Origin of the sequence: Gilliamella bombicola (genome assembly GCF_900094945.1) — a bacterium.
GTDB lineage: Bacteria > Pseudomonadota > Gammaproteobacteria > Enterobacterales > Orbaceae > Gilliamella > Gilliamella bombicola.
On the sequence record NZ_FMAQ01000001.1, the window covers coordinates 69,463 to 89,072 of the forward strand.

General features: G+C 36.4%; 18 protein-coding genes. 14 read left to right on the forward strand and 4 right to left on the reverse strand.

Annotated features, from left to right (window positions below; translation table 11 throughout):
* Positions 1-51: 51 nt before the first annotated feature.
* From GA0061081_RS00325 to GA0061081_RS00340, 3 genes are all read right to left on the reverse strand, one after another.
* The gene (locus GA0061081_RS00325; RefSeq protein WP_091346008.1) at positions 52-543 is read right to left on the reverse strand and encodes a YajQ family cyclic di-GMP-binding protein; all 492 of its coding nucleotides are present in this window, start codon (positions 541-543) and stop codon (positions 52-54) included.
* Between the two features lie 113 nt (positions 544-656).
* Positions 657-1,481, reverse strand: coding sequence for a 2,3,4,5-tetrahydropyridine-2,6-dicarboxylate N-succinyltransferase (gene dapD / locus GA0061081_RS00330; protein WP_091346009.1), 825 nt, complete (start codon positions 1,479-1,481; stop codon positions 657-659).
* Positions 1,482-2,077: 596 nt separating this feature from the next.
* Positions 2,078-3,748, reverse strand: a complete 1,671-nt coding sequence (locus GA0061081_RS00340; protein WP_141683302.1) for a hypothetical protein — start codon at positions 3,746-3,748, stop codon at positions 2,078-2,080.
* A 451-nt stretch (positions 3,749-4,199) separates the two neighbouring features.
* Between GA0061081_RS00340 and GA0061081_RS00350 the strand changes: the two genes are divergently transcribed.
* Genes GA0061081_RS00350 through GA0061081_RS00365 form a run of 4 tightly spaced genes read left to right on the forward strand, consistent with a single transcriptional unit; the run spans position 4,200 to position 5,979 of the window.
* Positions 4,200-4,676, forward strand: a complete 477-nt coding sequence (locus GA0061081_RS00350; RefSeq protein ID WP_160403673.1) for a prepilin-type N-terminal cleavage/methylation domain-containing protein — start codon at positions 4,200-4,202, stop codon at positions 4,674-4,676.
* Positions 4,670-5,233 (forward strand): prepilin peptidase-dependent protein, encoded by a 564-nt coding sequence (locus GA0061081_RS00355; protein ID WP_091346018.1) that lies wholly within the window; start codon positions 4,670-4,672, stop codon positions 5,231-5,233. The genes GA0061081_RS00350 and GA0061081_RS00355 overlap by 7 nt, the downstream gene beginning before the upstream one ends.
* Before the next feature lie 34 nt (positions 5,234-5,267).
* The gene (locus GA0061081_RS00360) at positions 5,268-5,657 is read left to right on the forward strand and encodes a DUF2509 family protein (protein ID WP_167349268.1); all 390 of its coding nucleotides are present in this window, start codon (positions 5,268-5,270) and stop codon (positions 5,655-5,657) included.
* The gene (locus GA0061081_RS00365; protein ID WP_167349269.1) at positions 5,650-5,979 is read left to right on the forward strand and encodes a type IV pilus modification PilV family protein; all 330 of its coding nucleotides are present in this window, start codon (positions 5,650-5,652) and stop codon (positions 5,977-5,979) included. Before GA0061081_RS00360 ends, GA0061081_RS00365 begins: the two co-directional genes overlap by 8 nt.
* 21 nt (positions 5,980-6,000) lie before the next feature.
* Here GA0061081_RS00365 and GA0061081_RS00370 read toward each other — a convergent pair whose 3' ends face one another.
* A complete protein-coding gene (locus GA0061081_RS00370; protein WP_091346024.1) occupies positions 6,001-6,750 on the reverse strand; it encodes an alpha/beta fold hydrolase in 750 nt (249 codons plus the stop codon).
* 136 nt (positions 6,751-6,886) lie between these two features.
* On the opposite strand from GA0061081_RS00370, the gene GA0061081_RS00375 reads away from it, so the two are divergent.
* The 10 genes from GA0061081_RS00375 (at position 6,887) to dxs (ending at position 19,607) form a co-directional block, all read left to right on the forward strand.
* Entirely contained in the window at positions 6,887-8,833 is a 1,947-nt protein-coding gene (locus tag GA0061081_RS00375) for an exoribonuclease II (protein WP_091346026.1), read from the forward strand.
* Positions 8,834-9,032: 199 nt separating this feature from the next.
* Positions 9,033-9,272, forward strand: coding sequence for a YecH family metal-binding protein (locus GA0061081_RS00380; RefSeq protein WP_180214333.1), 240 nt, complete (start codon positions 9,033-9,035; stop codon positions 9,270-9,272).
* Between the two features lie 192 nt (positions 9,273-9,464).
* A complete protein-coding gene (locus tag GA0061081_RS00385; RefSeq protein ID WP_091346030.1) occupies positions 9,465-10,127 on the forward strand; it encodes a hypothetical protein in 663 nt (220 codons plus the stop codon).
* 14 nt (positions 10,128-10,141) lie between these two features.
* On the forward strand, positions 10,142-11,704 hold the full coding sequence (locus tag GA0061081_RS00390) for a glucan biosynthesis protein G (RefSeq protein WP_091346032.1): 1,563 nt from the start codon (positions 10,142-10,144) through the stop codon (positions 11,702-11,704).
* Between the two features lie 24 nt (positions 11,705-11,728).
* Positions 11,729-14,089 carry a glucans biosynthesis glucosyltransferase MdoH gene (mdoH, locus tag GA0061081_RS00395; RefSeq protein WP_091346034.1) on the forward strand — a complete coding sequence of 787 codons (2,361 nt, stop codon included), beginning with the start codon at positions 11,729-11,731 and terminating at the stop codon, positions 14,087-14,089.
* Between the two features lie 63 nt (positions 14,090-14,152).
* Complete coding sequence (gene epmA / locus GA0061081_RS00400) at positions 14,153-15,127, forward strand: elongation factor P--(R)-beta-lysine ligase (RefSeq protein WP_091346036.1); 975 nt, start codon at positions 14,153-14,155, stop codon at positions 15,125-15,127.
* Between the two features lie 2 nt (positions 15,128-15,129).
* Entirely contained in the window at positions 15,130-16,491 is a 1,362-nt protein-coding gene (gene rmuC / locus GA0061081_RS00405) for a DNA recombination protein RmuC (protein WP_091346038.1), read from the forward strand.
* A gap of 124 nt (positions 16,492-16,615) precedes the next feature.
* Positions 16,616-16,861, forward strand: a complete 246-nt coding sequence (gene xseB / locus GA0061081_RS00410) for an exodeoxyribonuclease VII small subunit (RefSeq protein WP_091346041.1) — start codon at positions 16,616-16,618, stop codon at positions 16,859-16,861.
* Entirely contained in the window at positions 16,854-17,723 is an 870-nt protein-coding gene (ispA, locus tag GA0061081_RS00415; protein ID WP_209435332.1) for a (2E,6E)-farnesyl diphosphate synthase, read from the forward strand. The genes xseB and ispA overlap by 8 nt, the downstream gene beginning before the upstream one ends.
* Positions 17,724-17,750: 27 nt before the next feature.
* A complete protein-coding gene (dxs, locus tag GA0061081_RS00420; protein WP_091346046.1) occupies positions 17,751-19,607 on the forward strand; it encodes a 1-deoxy-D-xylulose-5-phosphate synthase in 1,857 nt (618 codons plus the stop codon).
* Positions 19,608-19,610 lie beyond the last annotated feature (3 nt).

A 19,610-nucleotide genomic window follows, 5' to 3' on the forward strand; every position in this document is an offset into this window, starting at 1 on the left:
GAATAGGATAATATTGCCGACAAATATCGGCAATATTACTTGAAAAGAAAATCAATCTCTAAAATTAGTAAACTGGAATGGTTGACCAAATTCACCATTTTTGACTAAAGCCATAGTCGCTTGTAAATCATCGCGTGATTTACCTGTCACTCGAACTTGTTCACCTTGCACTTGAGCTTGTACTTTAATTTTACTGTCCTTAATAGCTTTCACGATTTTTTTAGCTAACTCTTTATCGATACCCTGCTTAAGTTTAACCGTAATACTATAGAACTTACCGCTGTGTTCCATTTCTTCAGGAATTTCAAGTGCACCACCATCAATACCTCGTTTAGCAAGTTTATCACGCAAAATATCAAGTAATTGTTGTACTTGGAAATCAGATTGGCTGGTTGCTTTGATCGTTTCATTCTTTTCATTTAACTCAAACGATGCTTCAACATTTTTAAAATCCCAACGGGTGGCTAGCTCTCGAGTTGCATTTTCAACACCATTTTTAACTTCTGGCATTTGGATTTCTGAAACGATATCAAAAGAAGGCATAAATTCTCCTCTTCTTCTAATGGTTATAAACTCAGTGGTTATAAACAAAAATTAACAAGTTAATAAATAAAATCATAACCGCCTAACAAGCTAGGCGGTTTTAAAACATAAAATTAATCAATCGTACGCAGTAATTCGTTAATGCCTACTTTACCTAAAGTCTTAGCATCTACTTTTTTCACAATAACTGCACAATAAAGGCTATATTTACCATCTTTCGTTGGCAAGTTTCCAGAAACAACCACAGAGCCTGCTGGTACACGGCCATAATGAACTTCGCCAGTTGCACGATCATAAATTTTAGTACTTTGGCCAATAAACACACCCATTGAAATGACGCTACCTTCTTCAACAATAACGCCTTCAACAATTTCACTACGTGCACCAATAAAGCAATTATCTTCAATAATCGTTGGATTAGCTTGTAACGGCTCTAAAACACCTCCAATCCCCACGCCACCTGATAAATGAACATTTTTACCAATTTGCGCACAAGAACCAACAGTCACCCATGTATCAACCATTGTCCCTTCATCAACATAAGCACCAATATTAACATAAGATGGCATTAACACAGTATTGCGAGCAACATAAGCCCCTTTACGCGCTATAGCAGAAGGAACAACGCGAAAACCTTCTTGTTGGAATCTTGCTTCATCATATTCAGCAAATTTTAATGGTACTTTGTCATAATAGTTAGTCGCGCCACCATTAATCAATTGGTTTTCGTTAATACGGAAAGAGAGCAAAACAGCTTTTTTCAACCATTGGTGAGTCACCCAATCGCCATTGATTTTTTCTGCGACACGCATTTTACCGCTGTCTAATAAAGCGATACATTGGTTGATTGCATCACGAGTTACAGTATCGACATTTGATGGTGTAATTTCAGCACGGCGTTCAAATGCTGCTTCAATAATAGTTTGTAATTGTTGCATCTCTAATTTCCTTTAACTTATAAATCCGTTGGCAAAGAATAAATGAGTAAACAGTATAATATAATATTCCTCGCTTTTTAAGTGGTTTAATCAAAACACCACAATCAATATTTAATCAATCAAAAACAATCGAAATCTTAGTAAAGTCATAGGAAATTTACAAAAAATAGAAAAATAAAAACTTCAATAAAATCAATACCTTTCCTGACCGCTTTTTGGATGCAATTTCATTGCTTTTTTACACAAAAACCACTCACAAAAAAAACACCTAAGGTTATGTTGTTTGTCTTATTCCGGCGTCAGAATGTGCCGACAACAGAGTGAGGTCAGCACGCCAAACAAGGATGTTTGGCGAGTTTGTGGTGCGTCGGACAAATTTGTCTGGAACAAATTTGAACATCTGAGCACAGCGAAGATGGCCTCGTATCAGGATGATACGAGTAGTGCCGCAGGCCACATTCTGCAGCCAAGCGTGGGATTGCAAAGGGAATTCGCTTTAATTCCCTTTGCTCGGACGTGGTCACAGTAGCTATTTTATTCACCCAAGGTCAAAACGTCCGAAACCTTGCCGTACTATAAGGACTAAGATATAAAAACTAAGGTGTGGTGCAAACAGCCCAATAGCTGAAGCTAGAAAGGAAGTAGCTGACGTGACCGAAGGCCGGGCCGACATAGAAGCCATTAGCACCGACAGTGTCACTCGTCCAATAGGCGTCGTCGATGAAGCCCAAATCAGCGTAGCGGCTCATGCTGCCCCACTCAGAGAAAAAACCAGCCCCCATGTGACGCATGTAATGATCATCAAATGAGGATGGTAAGGAACCATCTATGCCATTTCGGCATGGGAAAGCAGGAAGCGCACCACACATCGCATTAGTTAAATCCTTAATCTGTGGCAAACGATAACCCAGACTTCCACACCAAGTGGATTGGTTAGACAAGGTATCCCGTTTATTACCCCGATTGACGAACCACTGCTTTAACACAAATCCATACCTCACCTCATGACCTCGACCATCCCTACCGACCAACTCAAATGTCTGTGGCAAAGATGGCACAATTAGAGAACTAGGACTATTTGAACTTATCTGAGCGCTATCAGCCCTAGGACCACTTAACGTTACGCGTGTTACATAACTTGATTTATCAGTAATCCAATTATCGGCTTGGACAGTATATCCTCTTAGGTCTGTGAATGAACCAGAACGCGGCCTTGTCCAACTCACCTCTGCCCTTATACTACCATTCGTGACAACAGACCACGTCAACTGACTTCCATCTGCTCCACCTATGTCCAAATCAAAATACGCCCCATCAGTACCCGTTGTAGGAAAATTTTGGTCATAAGATGATGAACTTATTGACTGAGTTAAAAAACCCTTTGTAGAAGACCATATGTTAGATGGGCCAGCATAGTCGATGTGGCCATAACGAAGATTCGGCCTTGCGTGACAAACAACAGGACCAGTAACACCATATGGATTGATATAATATGTCACCGTCTGACCATTAAAACTGGCTCTATTTGGAACCCCGTACTCTGTTTGTAAATAACCATCAGTACTACTTAAGGTTACCTTATAAGGAGCCTTACATATATCCAATGCATCACTACGATTAACAGTATTGCCATCCTTATCCACAAACGATACCGATATATCCCCTGTAGCAGTAACACCATTTATACCCTGTCCATCTCCATCATCATCTCCCCAATAATTATACCTAGTGATTAAATCACTTAAACTCACTGAATCCACTGATGATGGGATTACCATATCTATATCTCCCAAAGTACTTCCTGCATAAGGTAATCTTATTGGATCTGTAGCACTTGATGGATTAGTTGACGGTGTGTACCTTGTACCATCCCGCAACTTAATAAACAAGAAACTATCCGTTGAAGTTGTCCTTGTTTGACCACCGTCAAACGTTAAATATGGCGCACTACCCTCAATATACCTTGATGTAGACGCCGTTAATGCCATAGAGCACTGTGTATATGGCAACAAAAACAATGGCACGAAGAACAACAATAATTTAGTTAATCTAAATAATCTAAGTAAGTTTGATAATTTAGATAGAAAAAATAAGCACCTCGACCTCGGCGATAACCCTGCCGATAAACACGGCGACCTCGCCAAGCGCGATGAGCTTGATAACTTCGGTGATGAAAATAAGAACAGTGTCTGATTTAGACTACGGTGAAATTGAAAAAGATTTAGGGCGTAGGTTTGGCATGCCAGATGCCAGATGCCAGATGCCATGCATGATAGCGCATTTCGATAATCCTGTCAAGTAATTTATTGTTTTATTTTAATTTTTATAATTATCCGCTCAACTAATGAGCTTTTCCTTGTTTTGAAAGCGCTCAAATTATAACCGATTGATTAATAATGCGCTAGTTTTTTGTTAAATATTTGTAAAGTTTTGCTAAGTTGATAAGGTTGAGCTTTTAATGGTGTGTTTTGCGAGGATAGTTTTGGTGGTGGTTTTTGGTAAAAAAAACAAAATAAAAACTTAAATAAAATCAATACCTTTCCTGACCACTTTTTGGCGTAATTTTTAAATAAACCTTTCATCAAAACAAAAAGAAAAGTATTAACGAAAAAAACACAATTTATTTGAGCAATGTATCACAAATCCAGAACAAAAAATAATCAATTGTTTTATTCAAATATACTCTACAACCATTGTGATATATACCAAGACAATATTATGCAAGATTTGGGATTTTCATTACTAGAATTGTTAATAACTATCTGCATTAGCGCTATTTTAGCCGCTATTGGCATTCAACATTGGAAAGAGCAACAACTTCGAAATGAGTTAGCATCCACAACTAAACAGTTGGCTTATTTTATCTACGAAGTTCAAATAAAAGCTTCAAGCAAAAATGAAAATTATATTATCCATCAATTTACATCACCTTGGTGCATCACAATTACTCACGATGAAAAACCCACTTCATGCAGTGAGGGCGTGCTTTATTTTATGAAACCAGACAATTCTGTTGAAATTAGTGAACTATCAAACAATAAAAATGCATTGATTGTAGGTCGCCGTAATTTAGCGCAAACAATGTCTTTTCAATTGCAAAATGAAATAGGCACCAGCAAGGTTCTTGTGTCATTACTTGGGCGAATTCGTTTTTGTGCAGAAAACACTTATATAGCAGGTTTACCACCATGTTAAAAACGTCTGGGTTTTCCTTATTTGAAATGCTTATTAGCGTAATTTTATCTAGCCTGATCGTTATGGGGATGACATCTTTTTATATTCAACTACAAACAAGTATCATGCAATATTACCAAAAAACACGCTTACAGCAGACTATTGACCTTGGATTAGCCGGCATGAAAAAAGATATAAAACGAGCAGGTTTTATTGCTAACGATCCAAAAAAAATAACCGCCAAAGTAATTGAAATTAATGAAAAGATAAAATGTATTATTATTCGATATGACAGTGAAATCCGCAATTCTTGGGTTTGGAACATAGAGACTCCCATGAAGTCAGATGTTTTTACCTACCGTTATAAAGAAAACAATATAGCTTATAGAACAGGGTCATTAAATTGTTTTGGAAACAAGTGGGAGAACTTATTTGATTCAAACGAAATCAAAGTCACCTACTTCGCAATAAAACAGCTACCTGATGCGATTAGATTATCAATTACGGCTGAATTGAGGAAAAACAAACAAATTCAATATCACACAACTGAAATCATCAAAAATGAAAACCGATTTTAACCCGCTCCCAGCACAGTCCGGATTTAGCACAATTATGATGGTGATTATTTTCATGGTTGTGGGATTGGTGCTACTAATTGGTTTCAATCTGCTTATTTGCTCGTGGCAAAAAGCCATCATAATGGAAAGCCAATATTATCAGCAATTTAATCAAGCTAATTCGTCTTTAACTTGGGGAATAACCCAAAATTGGCCAGCACCAAAAGCCCATTGGCATTGTTTAACCGAACCGACTTATCAACTAAAAGCATGCATAAAAAAGTCTTTATTAAAAGTTGATAAATATGTATTAGTCCGCGGCGAAGCCAAAGATGAAGACTTTTATTTATATACACTTGCACATTTTGATAATAATCGATTAATTGTCGAAAAAGGCCATTGGCTCGATTATTGCCCAGAAAAAAGGGCTATTTATTGTGAATAATAAAAATATAGCAGGCTTTAGTTTGATTGAGGTTATGATAGCAATACTTCTATTCTCAATTATTATGCTAGGATTTATTAACTATCAACAAGCATTACTCAATAAACATCGCTACTTTGCAAACTATTTGCGCGCCAATAAAATTGCTTTTCAGCTACTTGATAACTACCCCTATACTACCAATCTCATTATTCCTTCTGGTTGGCGTTATACGATCACCAGTAAAAGATATAATGCTCGGTGCAAAATGATGGAAATAACGGTTAGAGCACCCAACAAGCAGATCACCAAGCAGCAGCGTTTTTTTTGTGATACACATTGATGTTTAAGAATTAAATATCACTTAGTCACCTAACCAGTTATGCAAAAGTTGTAAAACTTGCTGCGTTTTTTCAAAATGAATATTGTGCCCAGCTCCTTCAACCACTTCAATTTTTGCATTAGGAAACTGTTCAAAGATAGCTGTATAAGCCTGATCGGTAATATAAGGTGAATTGCCACCGCGTATAAATAACGTCGGTTTTAACCAAGGTGAAATCGTTTGCCAATCGCAAATATGACCATACTGTTCGTTAATAGCCTGAATATTAAATAACCAATGTTCATTTTTAAACGATTTTAATAAAAAAAGAATAATTGCATCATTAATGCCTTCTTGTCGCATTAAATCCATGATCTGTTTTTTGTCGGTAATCTGGTTTGCAAGGCAATAAGTTAATACTCTTAGAATGATAACATTGGCTGAGCGCTGATATTTTATGGGAGCAATATCAATTACCACTGTGTTTTCGATCAAATCTGGGATCACTTGTGACAATTGCAAAGCAACCTTTCCTCCCATTGAGTGGCCAATTAAGATCAGCTTTTTTAATTGTAAATCATGACAAAGTTCAGCCACATCTTCAGCCATAGCCTGATAGTCCATTTTATCAGACCACGGCGAATTTCCATGGTTACGCAAATCAACCTGCACTGTTTGATGATGTTGTACAAAATCCTTTGCTAACATATTTAAATTATCTAAACTGCCAAATACGCCATGTAAAAACACAATCGGCTGTCCATCGCCCTGCAATTTATAGTTTAATTTCATACTTTAATTAGCCCCATTATTTTAAGTGGCACTATTATACGTCTATTTTCAATGTCATCACCGATTAATTCAATAACCATAATTTGTATAATTATGATAGAATTTAGCACTAATTTTTTAAAAAGTGTTAAGCCATATGTTTCAAAATAACCCATTACTTGCACAATTAAAACAAGAACTTCATGAACAAACTCCTCGCGTTGAAGGCATTGTTCGAGCTCATGAAAAAGGATTTGGTTTTTTAGATACCGATAATAAGAAAAGCTATTTCATCCCTGTTGCTAAAATGAAAACAGTTTGTCATGGCGATAAAGTCTCTGGGTCAATCATCACGAATAACGATAAAGAATCTTTTGATCCCGAATTATTAATCGAAGGTTCATTACAAAAATTCATTGGCAAAATAGGCTTTCAAGATCGTGCAATGGTTATTTACCTTGAAAACATGCCTGCTAATTTTGCTATTCGCTGCAAAATAAACGAGCAAGTGAATGAAAAACTAAAGGAAGGTGACTGGGTTGTTGCAACGCTGGTTTCTCACCCTTTACAAAAAGAAAGTAAACATTTCTTTGCCGAGGTGACTCGTTTTGTTGCTGACGGCAATTCACCCTATCAACTTTGGTTAAAAACCTTAGCACGCTATGATTTAGAAACCCATGCTCCACAAGCCGAAGCATTAACCATTATTGATGCAGAACTTGATAACCGTCAAGATTTAACCGATGTTCACTTTTTTACAATCGATAGTGAAAATACTGAAGATATGGACGATGCCATTGCGGTTTCTAAAGATGAACACGGCGATTATCAATTAATGGTTGCTATTGCTGACCCTACGGCTTATATATTACAAGATAGCGAACTTGATAATATTGCCAAAGCTAGGAATTTCACTACTTATTTACCTGATTTTAATATTCCAATGCTACCCAAAGCGCTTGCCAATGAACTATGCTCATTAAAGGCTAATGAAAAACGCCCTGCAATGATATGTAAAATGCGCATAGACAACGCCGGCAATATTATTGCTGATGATACGACCTTTATGCCTGCTTGGATCGAATCAAAAGCAAAGCTATCTTACAATAATGTTTCTGATTTTTTAGAAAATAATAGCGAATTAGCAACAAATGACTCTACAATTAAACAACAACTTATTTGGTTAGCTGACTTAGCTAAAATCCGCATCACATGGCGACAAACCCATGCATTGGTTTTTAAAGATAATGGTGATTATCGTTTTGAACTGGATGAGAACCGCCAAGTTAAATCCATAATTAAAGAGACTCGTCGAATTGCCAATCATATCGTAGAAGAGGTTATGGTTATCGCTAATCTTGCTTTAACTTTACAATTACAAACTAAAATTGGTTTTGGCATTTTTAATATTCATTCAGGTTTTGATAATAAATATATCGAACAAGCCATAAAATTTTTAAACGATAATGGAATAACTGAGTTTGATAAAGAGTTACTCTTATCTTTTGATGGTTATGTAAAATTGCGACGAATGATCGACAATGAACCATTTCTAGCCACCAAACTTCGCAAGTTCCAAAGCCCTGCAGATTTTTCGACTGAACCACAACCACATTTTGGTTTAGGATTTGAAGCCTATGCAACATGGACATCACCAATACGCAAATATGGCGATATGGTCAACCACCGATTAATCAAAGCGTATATCCGTTCACAAGAGTTAATCTCGCCAGATAAAGAACAACTAAAAAGCATGAATGAAAGGCGTAAGATGTTACGCTTTGCTGAACGCGATATGGCTGAAAATCTTTATGCTCAATACTTATCAGATAAAATCGATGAAACTTACTCTGCTGAAATTATTGATATTAATCGTGGAGGAGCACGAGTTCGTTTATGTGATATAGGTGCTTTTGCTTTTGTACCACTGTCAATGATTCATTCTGTCAAAGAGGAAATCGCTCCCTTCCCAGAAGAAGGCGTTATCAAAATTAAAGGAGAAAACCGCTATAAACTTGCAGATATAATTTCCGTTGTTATTCACCAAATTAAAATCGAAAATAAATCAATCATTGCCAAATTTGCCGATGAAAATACGGAATGAAACAAGACTATTTTGGCCTGAATTTACTACTTACATCGTCTCTACTTGCCCCATTGTAAATAAGGGGCAAGTCAAACAAAAATTAACAATATTTTTTTAATCTTTCCCCCCTTTTTTTTATTAAAAATATCTGCTATCTTTCACTGCTCAAAATGACAAGTATTGATTTATAAATCAACAACAACTTGGGAGGCCCATAATGTCAATTCATGGACATGAAGTATTGCATATGATGGATGGAAACAATTACACAGAAGCTTCCTTACTTAACGCTATCAACGACAAGTTTGGTGTCGATGCAAAGTTTCATACTTGTTCTCAATCTGACATGAGTGCGGAACAACTCATCGCTTTTTTAAAAGCAAAAGGAAAATTTAAACCTTCTGTTACTCATGGATCTGAATTTACAGTAGATAATAAAAAAATATGTAAACACTAGAAAAAAGAAAACATATGATAGTGTGCTTTTTTATAAATTTAATTTAATCTGCTAGTGTTTTTAAAACAATAAGAGTATATAATTTTGCGTTGCAACAATAATCCATTATTACTAATAGCGCGATTAAATTAGCGGTACAGTTATTCACTTTAAAATACATACACTCAAGAATATGTCTATGGAATTTGATAAATGAAAATAAGTAAGATCCTTATATGCGCCATTGTTTCTATTCTTGTCGCAAGTTGTACTAAAAAAATTTCACCAACGAAAAGTAAAGAAGCGATTTCACAGGCAGAACAGGTATCTTTATTAAAAGAACAAACTGAAGCAAATAACCCTTACGTTATTGCAGCTAAAAATCAATTGCTTCAATTTATTGGTAGTAAAAACTTCGATAACTATATTACTAAACACGGCATTTTAAATTGTGAAGGTGATAATAACCAATCGTCTTGTGTATTGAGTTTTTATTTGAACGAGTATTATAAACTGAATTATGATATGAAACTCAAAAAAGTGATTGAAGAAAACCAAGCGCAACTTGATATTGAATTAAGCAAAATAACAGCAACTGAATCCAATATTAAAAATTATTGTCAATCCTCAGCAGATTTTATTGCAGCAATTTATACAAAAGATACAGCTAAAATAAACCAATATTTTCAACCAAAATTTAGAATGTCTGCGCAAGATATATTATCTTTACAAACAAAAATTTCCAAAGATAACTATTCTCAATTCCTGATCGAAGAAAATCCGAGTATTCTTCAAGAAATAAAAGTAGATTATGTTGAAAAGTGTTTGAATAATCCAAAAGATAATATTATCAATTACTTTAATATTTTTAGATAATAATGCGAGTCTTTATGTACAATTTATTACCCAATAATTCGTTTAATAAAATACTAATTTGCAAGGTGCTTTGTGTGGCTTGCGTTTCTTGCATTAGTTTTTCTTCATGGGCTTTTTCGTTTGATGATGTGGTTGCAAAAGCCGAAAAATTATCCAAAAAAGCTTATGTTCAGCCATCTAAAAACATTCCCAATGAATTGGCATCTTTACAATTTGCTGATTATCAGAAAATTCTATTTAATCATCAAAAAGCCTATTGGAGTGATCAAAAAAGTCGTTTCAAACTTGAGTTCTATCACGAGGGCATGTACTTTGATGTTCCAGTAAAAATCAATGAAATCGTCAATAATCAAGTTAACGAAATAAAATATGATCCAAGTTATTTTGATTTAAGCCCACTCAACCTTGATAAGATTAATAGTAAAGACCTTGGTTTTGCTGGTTTTAAAGTTCATTATCCAATTAATAACCCAACAAAAACTGACGATGAAATATTCTCAGCTCTAGGGGGCAGTTATTTTCGTGCAGTAGGTAAAGAACAGCACTATGGACTTTCCGCCAGAGGTCTTGCCATTGATACTGGCGAAATGTCAGGTGAAGAGTTTCCACGTTTTAAAGAGTATTGGATTGAAAGACCAGAAGCCAACCAAAAACATTTAGTCATCTATGCGTTACTTGACTCACCAAGTGTGGCAGGTGCTTATAAAATAACACTTGTACCAAGTGTTGATACCACAGTCACAGTGCAAGCGAAAGTCTTCTTCCGAGATTCAGTAAAAAAATTAGGCATTGCACCATTAACCAGTATGTTTTTATTTGGCCCAAACCAACCATCTCCTTTATTAAACTACCGCCCTGCAATGCATGATTCTAACGGACTATCTATTTTAGCCAACAATAATGAATGGATCTGGCGTCCATTAAATAATCCTAAGCGTTTATCATTTTCATCATATAGCTTAGAAAATCCGAAAGCTTTCGGTTTAATTCAACGCGATAACGGTTTTGAAGATTATCAAGATCTGGATGATCACTATGAAAAACGACCTAGCGTTTGGACTGAAATTTTAGGTGATTGGCACAAAGGACGCGTTGAATTAGTTGAAATCCCAACTGCTGATGAAACTAACGATAATATTGTTACTTTTTGGGTACCAGAAAAACAATATAAAGCTGGTGATGTGCTCGATATTAAATATCGATTACATTATTCATTAAATGAAAAACAACGCTATCCTAATGATGTAGCAAGAGCAGTGAGCTCTCGTTTATCGCTAGGCGATATAAAACAAGCTAATTTAATTCGTAAACTTGATGGTTCTAATGCATATGTCATCGACTTTGCTGGTCCTGAATTATCAGAAACAGCACCAGTCAAAGTGATTTCAAGCATGAGCAATGGCACTATCTTAAGTTCTGACGTGCAATACAATTCAGAAATTAAAGGCTGGCGAGTTATTGTTCGGTTTAACATTGAAGATAACAAAAAAGCAAGTGACATACGCGTACAACTAGCTTCTCAAGCAACCAATAAAGTCATTTCTGAAACATGGAGTGGGCAATATCCCGCACAATAATTATTATAATAATATGATAAAAATATGAAAAAAGATTACTTTGCAAATCTTTCTGACGCCGAAGTTTGGCGTCAGAAATCTGAAAACAATGCAATACCGCCAGACGATGTTGATTTTTTAAAATATCGTTTAAATCAAGTTGGTGATACCTCCTCTTTTATTGATGACCGAAGGCAACAGCCAAGTTATCCTGAAGTTGATCGTGTTTCGATTCAACCACAAATCTGGAATCAACGTTATACAGCCAAATCAAAACATGGCATAAATATTCTTGCCATCATTCGGCGCTTTATTATGTTTGTACTTATAACCATACAAACATATTATGGAACCACTTATCTTGCGTCTTTATTACCTTATCAAAGTTGGCAAAAAATCAATTTTATGGCAAATTGGGATATTAATCCTGAATTAGCTATTTACAGCATAATCCCTTATATTATCCAAGGTGCGATTATTATCTTATTTGCTATTTTGTTTTTCTGGATTTCGATTGGTTTTTGGACCAGTATTATGGGGCTAATATTAGCTGTAATGGGGAAAGATCGTTACACAATTCCTATTCCTAATGACCCTGCATCACATATTGATGCTAAGCATCGAACTGCACTTGTTATGCCAATTTGTAATGAAGATGTTGCTCGGGTATTTGCTGGATTACAGGCAACTTACCAGTCCCTCGTTGAAACAGGCCACGCCGCTTGCTGTGATTTTTTTATCTTAAGTGATACTAACGATCCCGATCTATATGTCAACGAACTTAAAGCTTGGGCGGAATTTAATGCGACAAAACCAAACAACGGTTGTAATATTTTTTATCGTCACCGCAAACGTCGAGTGAAACGTAAAAGCGGTAATATTGATGATTTTTGCCGCCGTTGGGGCCATCAATACGAATACATGATGATCCTTGATGCCGACAGTATTATGACCGGTGATTGTATCTTAAAAATGATTGCCATGATGGAAATGACTCCTAAAGCAGGCATTTTACAATCCCCGCCAAAATCCGTCAGAATGACTACGCTTTACGGACGTATTCAACAATTTGCTAACCAAATTTACAGCGATATCTTCTGTTCTGGCACACATTTTTGGCAACTAAGCGAAGCCCAATATTGGGGACACAATGCCATGATTCGCTTAAAACCTTTTATAGAACATTGCATTTTATCGCCACTTCAAAAACGTAAAGGACCAATTCATATTTTATCGCACGACCTAGTCGAAGCAACACTTATGCGTCGTGCCGGCTATGGCGTTTGGATTGCTTATAATATGAACGGCAGTTATGAAGAGCTACCCGGTAATATGATTGAAGATCTAAAACGCGATAATCGTTGGTGTATGGGCAATTTAATTAACCTAAGGTTAATTTTCAAAAGTGGTATCAAATTGACCCATCGCATCATGTTTGCAACTAGTGGTATGGCTTATATCTCTTCATTATTGTGGCTGGTATTTTTAATATTCTCAACACTATTATTATTGGTGTTTAATATTTCAGAACCTCAATATTTCTTCCAACCTAACCAATTTTATCCAACTTGGCCAAGGTGGGATGAGCAATTAGCCATACAGCTCCTCTCAACCACAATGGTTTTACTATTTGCACCTAAGTTTTTCAGCTATGGCATTATTATAGCCAGAACAGGGGCAAAAGATGTTGGTGGTATATTTAAATTAACCCTATCAATCTTTATTGAAATGATTTGGTCAATGATCTTAGCGCCAATACGCATGATCTTCCATAGTAAATTTGTACTTAGAGCATGGATGGGGAGCAAAATTCAATGGAAATCACCATCACGAAGTGACGATGCGTTAACATGGGGCGAATCATTTTATTTTTGTTGGCCACTGTCGCTATTAGGTATTGTATGGCTAGGGATAATAATCTGGCTAAATCCACAATTTACTTACTGGTATATCGCAATATTAATACCTTTAAGCATTTCGCCTTTAGTAATTAGGATATCAGGACTTTCTAGCATCGGTATGAAAGCAAAAAAGGCAGGGTTATTTTTAACACCAGAAGAAACCCACCCTGCAAAAGCAATCACACTTACAGGTGAATATTTAGTTAAAACTGAAGCGGCATTTATTGAAAATGGCTTTATTATGGCGTTGGTCGATCCTGTCTATAATGCACTTGCTTGTGCATTATCGACATCACGACATCGAGTAAATACTAAAAACCAACAAAAACGCCATGAGCTTATTGCGCAGTATAAACAAATAGATTTAGAAAAAATGAGTAAAGAAAAGCAGTTAGCGATTTTAGAAGATCCTATTATCCTTTCCGCATTACATCGTCATATATGGCAACAGCAAGAAAAATACGACAATCTATTCACTTTATGGCAAAATGAACGCCAGCAATAAAAATAGGGCTTTAGCCCTATTTTTGTTTTTTTAGTAAATAATCAAATTCCATGGATATTTTTTATGACTTGGCAACCTTCTGCATCTATCAATAATCTACTTAAGCGCGCAAAAATTGTTTCTCAAGTACGTCAATTTTTTGCCGACCGCTGTATTTTAGAGGTTGAAACACCTATATTAAGCCAATATGCAGTAACAGACGTGCATTTAAGCTCTTTCCACACTAAATTTTTAAAACCGGGGGAACTTGAAGGACAACAAGGGCGACAAATGTCATTAATTACTAGCCCTGAATATCACATGAAGCGCTTACTCGCTGCCGGCAGTGGTCCTATTTATCAATTATGTAAATGTTTTCGTAATCATGAAGAAGTTAGTCGTTATCATAACCCTGAATTTACCATGCTCGAATGGTATCGCATCCAATTTGATATGATGCAAATGATCAATGAAGTCGATGACTTACTGCAAACTGTTTTAGATTGTGAACCAGCTGAACGTATCTCTTATCAAAAGGTATTTCAACGTCATCTTAATATTGATCCTTTAGAAGCTGATCACGCAACCTTAGTTAATGCCGCAAACCAACTTGATATTGGGCTTAATACTGACAATTATGATAAAGATGGATTACTCCAATGCTTGTTCACTTTTGGTGTTGAACCGCATATTGGGCAAGATAAACCTATTGCAGTATTCCACTTTCCAGCATCACAAGCCGCATTAGCTGCCATTAGTTCAGAGGATCACCGAGTAGCGAGCCGTTTTGAGTTCTATTACAAAGGCGTTGAACTTGCTAATGGTTTTAAAGAACTTACCAATGCTCAAGAACAACGAATGCGTTTTGAACAAAATAATTTAGATCGCGCAAATCAAAACCTACCAGCACAAAATATTGACATTGAGTTACTTGCTGCTATGGAAGCAGGCTTACCTGACTGTGCAGGTGTTGCGGTAGGATTAGATCGTTTAATTATGCTTGCTCTAGAGTGCAAAAGTTTAGATGAAGTGATGTCATTTACTTTTGAGAGGGCTTAATTATGTTCTATGATTTAGGATTAGCCGAATGGGTTGCGATTATTATTGGTATTGCCGCCTTAATTTTACTGGTGTTAACGATAAAATCTCAACTGACAATTAATAATTTACATCAACTATTTGATCTGCAACTGCTCCAAAAAAAAGAAGAAAACCAATCTTTAACAATTCAAGTAAGACAGCTGGAGCATGAATTAGATCAGTATCGACAACAAAATCTAGCGCAAAATGTCAAAATTAGTGAACTCAAAACGCGTTTAGAAGAAACGTTAAGTGCTACCCAAGAACGGCAAACGATATTAGAACAAAGTGAACAACGGCTCACGACTCAATTTGAAAACCTTGCCAATCGTATTTTTGAACAAAGTGGTAAAAAAATTGAGCAACAAAATAAACAAAGTCTTGATTTTTTACTTTCGCCGCTCAAAGAACAGCTAGAAGGTTTCAAAAAACAAGTACAAGATAGTTTTGGTCAAGAGGCCAAAGAACGCCACACACTCACGCACGAAATTCGTAACTTGCAACAGCTAAATGAGCAAATGAGCAAAGAAGCAACCAACTTAACTAATGCGCTAAAGGGCAATAACAAAACCCAAGGGAACTGGGGCGAATTTATCCTAAGCCAAATTCTAGATAATTCAGGATTACGTTCAGGTTATGAATATGAAACTCAAGTCAATTTAACGAACGAAAGTAATCAGCGATTACAACCCGATGTTATTGTTCATTTACCGCAGGGCGGGGACGTGGTTATTGATTCAAAAGTAACATTAGTTGCCTATGAGCGTCATTTTAATAGTGATGACGAAACAATTAAAGCGAAAGCGATGACCGAACATTTAGCTGCTGTTCGTAACCACTTAAAGCAACTCAGCCAAAAAGATTATCATAAACTCATTGGCATTAATTCATTAGATTATATTTTGATGTTTATTCCTGTCGAACCTGCATTTTTAAGCGCAATTGATAATGACCCCGCATTAATCAATGATGCCTTAAAAAGTAATATTATGATAGTTAGCCCAACCACATTGTTAGTTGCATTACGGACAATTCATAATTTATGGCGATTTGAATATCAGAATCGTAATGCCGAGCTGATTGCTGATAGAGCAAGTAAACTGTATGACAAAATGCGCGGCTTTGTTGAAGATATGGAAAACCTAGGCAGTTGTTTAGACAAAGCACAACAGAATTATCAAAATTCCATGAACAAATTATCAAAAGGTCGTGGTAACGTAATTGGACAAATTGAACGATTCCGTGAAATGGGTATCGAAGTAAAAAAACCGATTAATCCAAACATCACCTTACTATCAATGGACGAATCAAATAACGAAGATGAACGTGAATCAACAAATTAGCTTATCGTTAAATCAAAGGTTAATACGCATTAACATCAATTGTTAGATTATAAATAAGCAAATACCATGATTCACGATTATTTGAAATAAGTGTATACTCATCAAACGTAAAGAGGAATTGAAGATGGAAAAAAAACAAGACAAAGAACCGAGTTTCGAAGAAACACTAAAGCAACTCGAAACCATCGTAGCTCAACTAGAAAATGGTGATTTACCATTAGATGAAGCACTAAATGAGTTTGAAAAAGGGATTAAATTAGCAAAAGCAGGACAAAAACAGTTACAACAAGCCGAACAACGTATTCAGATCTTATTGTCTGAAAATAGTGATACCGAATTGTCAGAATTCTTAATTGATGATAATGAATAGCTTAAAACCATTACAAGAACGAATAGACTTATTTTTAACTGCCTGTATTTCACAAATGGAGGCATCCACACTTCAACAAGCAATGGGTTACAGCTTGTTGGCCGGTGGCAAACGGATTCGACCTATTTTAGTCTATTTAACAGGCCAAATGTTTAATTGCCCGCTTTCTAAATTAGACGAGGCCGCCGCCGCAATTGAATGCATTCATACTTATTCATTAATTCATGACGACCTACCCGCCATGGATAATGACGATTTACGTCGAGGTAAACCAACATGCCATATCCAATTTGGTGAAGATCAAGCAATATTGGCTGGTGATGCCTTGCAAACTCTAGCGTTTTCATTGCTAGCAAAAAGCGAGTTGATTGATGCTAATACTAAAATTAATATGATAAACGAACTTGCCTATGCTAGCGGCGTTGCCGGCATGTGCCTTGGTCAATCATTAGATTTACAGGCTACACATCAGCAAATAGACCTTGAACATTTGCAAAAAATCCATTGCTATAAAACAGGTGCTTTAATCAAAGCGGCTGTCCGCATGGGGGCTTTTGCTTACGGTGAAAATACAAAACCTTATCGCCTAATGCTTGATCAGTATGCCGAAGCAATTGGTCTAGCATTTCAAATCCAAGATGATATTTTAGATATTATTGGCGAACAATCGATTATGGGTAAACCTAAAGGATCAGACCTTATCCATGAGAAGAGCACATACCCTGCACTAGTTGGACTTGATAACGCAATAAAACTCACTGAGCAACTTTATCAGCAAGCTATCGATAGTCTAAAGCAAATACCCTATAATAGTCAGCCATTGCAAGATCTTGCTGGTTTTATTATTAATCGAAATAGTTAACAACTAACTAAAAGATAACATTATATAATGAATTTAGATAATTACCCTTTGTTAAAACAAATAAACTCGCCCGATGACCTAAGACGTTTTCCTCAGTCACAGTTATCGGCGATTTGCCGTGAACTTAGGCAATATTTGCTAGCATGTGTTAGTCAATCGAGTGGACATTTAGCATCGGGGCTAGGCGTGGTTGAATTAACTACAGCGTTACACTATGTTTATCACACACCGTTTGATAAAATCATATGGGATGTAGGACACCAAGCCTATCCCCACAAGATATTAACTGGTCGTCGCGATCAAATGCTTTCTATCCGCCAAAAAGGTGGGTTACACCCATTTCCTCATCGAAATGAAAGCGAATATGATGTACTAACTACAGGGCATTCTTCGACTTCAATTAGTGCTGCGCTTGGAATTGCAATTAGTGAACAAAAAAAACAATCAGGTAACAAAGTAGCCGCCATTATTGGCGATGGTGCATTAACGGCAGGTATGGCATTTGAAGCGATGAATCACGCTGGTCATGTTAAACCTGATATGCTAGTGATTGTTAACGACAATGACATGTCGATTTCAGCAAATACCGGCGCACTAAACCAACATCTTACTCAAATCTTATCAAGTAGAGCCTATACCTCTTTTCGGGAAAGTGGCAAACGTGTATTAGCAAATATTCCGCCATTAAAAGAACTGATTAAAAAGACTGAAGAACACTTAAAAGGCTTAGTCACACCAGCCATCTTATTTGAAGAGCTAGGTTTTAATTATATAGGTCCTGTTGACGGACATGACCTTGATAGTCTAGTCTCAACTTTACAGAAAGTTCGCCAGCTAAAAGGACCTCAGCTACTGCATGTGATTACACAAAAAGGCAAAGGCTATGCGCCAGCTGAAAAAGATCCGACTTTATGGCATGGTGTACCAAAATTTAACCCTAATGATGGCATATTACCTATCGCCAAAAAAGTAACCCCAACATATTCGCAAGTTTTTGGCGATTGGCTATGTGAAATGGCGCAAAATGATAAACGTTTAATGGCAATAACCCCTGCAATGAGCGAAGGCTCAGGTATGACAAAATTTGCCAATCGTTATCCTGACCAATTTTTTGATGTTGCAATAGCTGAACAACATGCTGTTACCCTAGCCGCCGGGTTTGCAATTAGTGACTTAAAACCTGTTGTAGCTATTTACTCAACTTTTTTGCAACGCGCTTACGATCAAGTTATTCATGATGTTGCCATTCAAAACCTACCCGTATTATTTGCCATCGATCGCGCTGGTATTGTCGGTGCTGACGGTGAAACCCACCAAGGTGCATTTGACTTAAGTTATTTGCGCTGTGTGCCCAATATGGTCATCATGACCCCAAGTGATGAAAACGAATGCCGACAGATGCTCTACACCGGCTACTTACATAATGGACCAACAGCAGTACGTTACCCTCGAGGTGAAGGCTCGGGCACACAACTCATGCCATTAACCGCAATTCCTCTAGGTCAATCTAAATTATGTCGACAAGGCAAAAATATCGCTTTACTTAATTTTGGCACTTTGCTTCCTGAAGTTTTACAAGCTGCAGAGCAAATTAATGCTACAGTCATCGATATGCGGTTTGTTAAACCACTCGATGAAAAAGTCCTTTTGCACATTAGCCAAACTCATAATATACTTGTCACCATTGAAGAAAACAGTATCAAAGGCGGGGCAGGTAGCGGCGTCGGTGAATACTTATTATCGAAAAAAATAAAATGTGATATTTTAAATATTGGACTTCCTGATAAGTTTATTTCGCAAGGTGCTCAAAGCGAAATAAGACAAGAGCTAGGATTAGATCACAAACACATTATCGATAAAATTAATAATTTTATGAATCAATAGGTT

Bases quoted from the DNA above. Each gene is read 5' to 3' on its own strand.
- GA0061081_RS00325 (WP_091346008.1), bottom strand. From the start codon at position 543: ATGCCTTCTTTTGATATCGTTTCAGAAATCCAAATGCCAGAAGTTAAA.
- dapD (WP_091346009.1), bottom strand. From the start codon at position 1,481: ATGCAACAATTACAAACTATTATTGAAGCAGCATTTGAACGCCGTGCT.
- GA0061081_RS00340 (WP_141683302.1), bottom strand. From the start codon at position 3,748: ATGGCATCTGGCATCTGGCATCTGGCATGCCAAACCTACGCCCTAAAT.
- GA0061081_RS00350 (WP_160403673.1), top strand. From the start codon at position 4,200: ATGCAAGATTTGGGATTTTCATTACTAGAATTGTTAATAACTATCTGC.
- GA0061081_RS00355 (WP_091346018.1), top strand. From the start codon at position 4,670: ATGTTAAAAACGTCTGGGTTTTCCTTATTTGAAATGCTTATTAGCGTA.
- GA0061081_RS00360 (WP_167349268.1), top strand. From the start codon at position 5,268: ATGATGGTGATTATTTTCATGGTTGTGGGATTGGTGCTACTAATTGGT.
- GA0061081_RS00370 (WP_091346024.1), bottom strand. From the start codon at position 6,750: ATGAAATTAAACTATAAATTGCAGGGCGATGGACAGCCGATTGTGTTT.
- GA0061081_RS00375 (WP_091346026.1), top strand. From the start codon at position 6,887: ATGTTTCAAAATAACCCATTACTTGCACAATTAAAACAAGAACTTCAT.
- GA0061081_RS00380 (WP_180214333.1), top strand. From the start codon at position 9,033: ATGTCAATTCATGGACATGAAGTATTGCATATGATGGATGGAAACAAT.
- GA0061081_RS00385 (WP_091346030.1), top strand. From the start codon at position 9,465: ATGAAAATAAGTAAGATCCTTATATGCGCCATTGTTTCTATTCTTGTC.
- GA0061081_RS00390 (WP_091346032.1), top strand. From the start codon at position 10,142: ATGTACAATTTATTACCCAATAATTCGTTTAATAAAATACTAATTTGC.
- mdoH (WP_091346034.1), top strand. From the start codon at position 11,729: ATGAAAAAAGATTACTTTGCAAATCTTTCTGACGCCGAAGTTTGGCGT.
- epmA (WP_091346036.1), top strand. From the start codon at position 14,153: ATGACTTGGCAACCTTCTGCATCTATCAATAATCTACTTAAGCGCGCA.
- rmuC (WP_091346038.1), top strand. From the start codon at position 15,130: ATGTTCTATGATTTAGGATTAGCCGAATGGGTTGCGATTATTATTGGT.
- xseB (WP_091346041.1), top strand. From the start codon at position 16,616: ATGGAAAAAAAACAAGACAAAGAACCGAGTTTCGAAGAAACACTAAAG.
- ispA (WP_209435332.1), top strand. From the start codon at position 16,854: ATGAATAGCTTAAAACCATTACAAGAACGAATAGACTTATTTTTAACT.
- dxs (WP_091346046.1), top strand. From the start codon at position 17,751: ATGAATTTAGATAATTACCCTTTGTTAAAACAAATAAACTCGCCCGAT.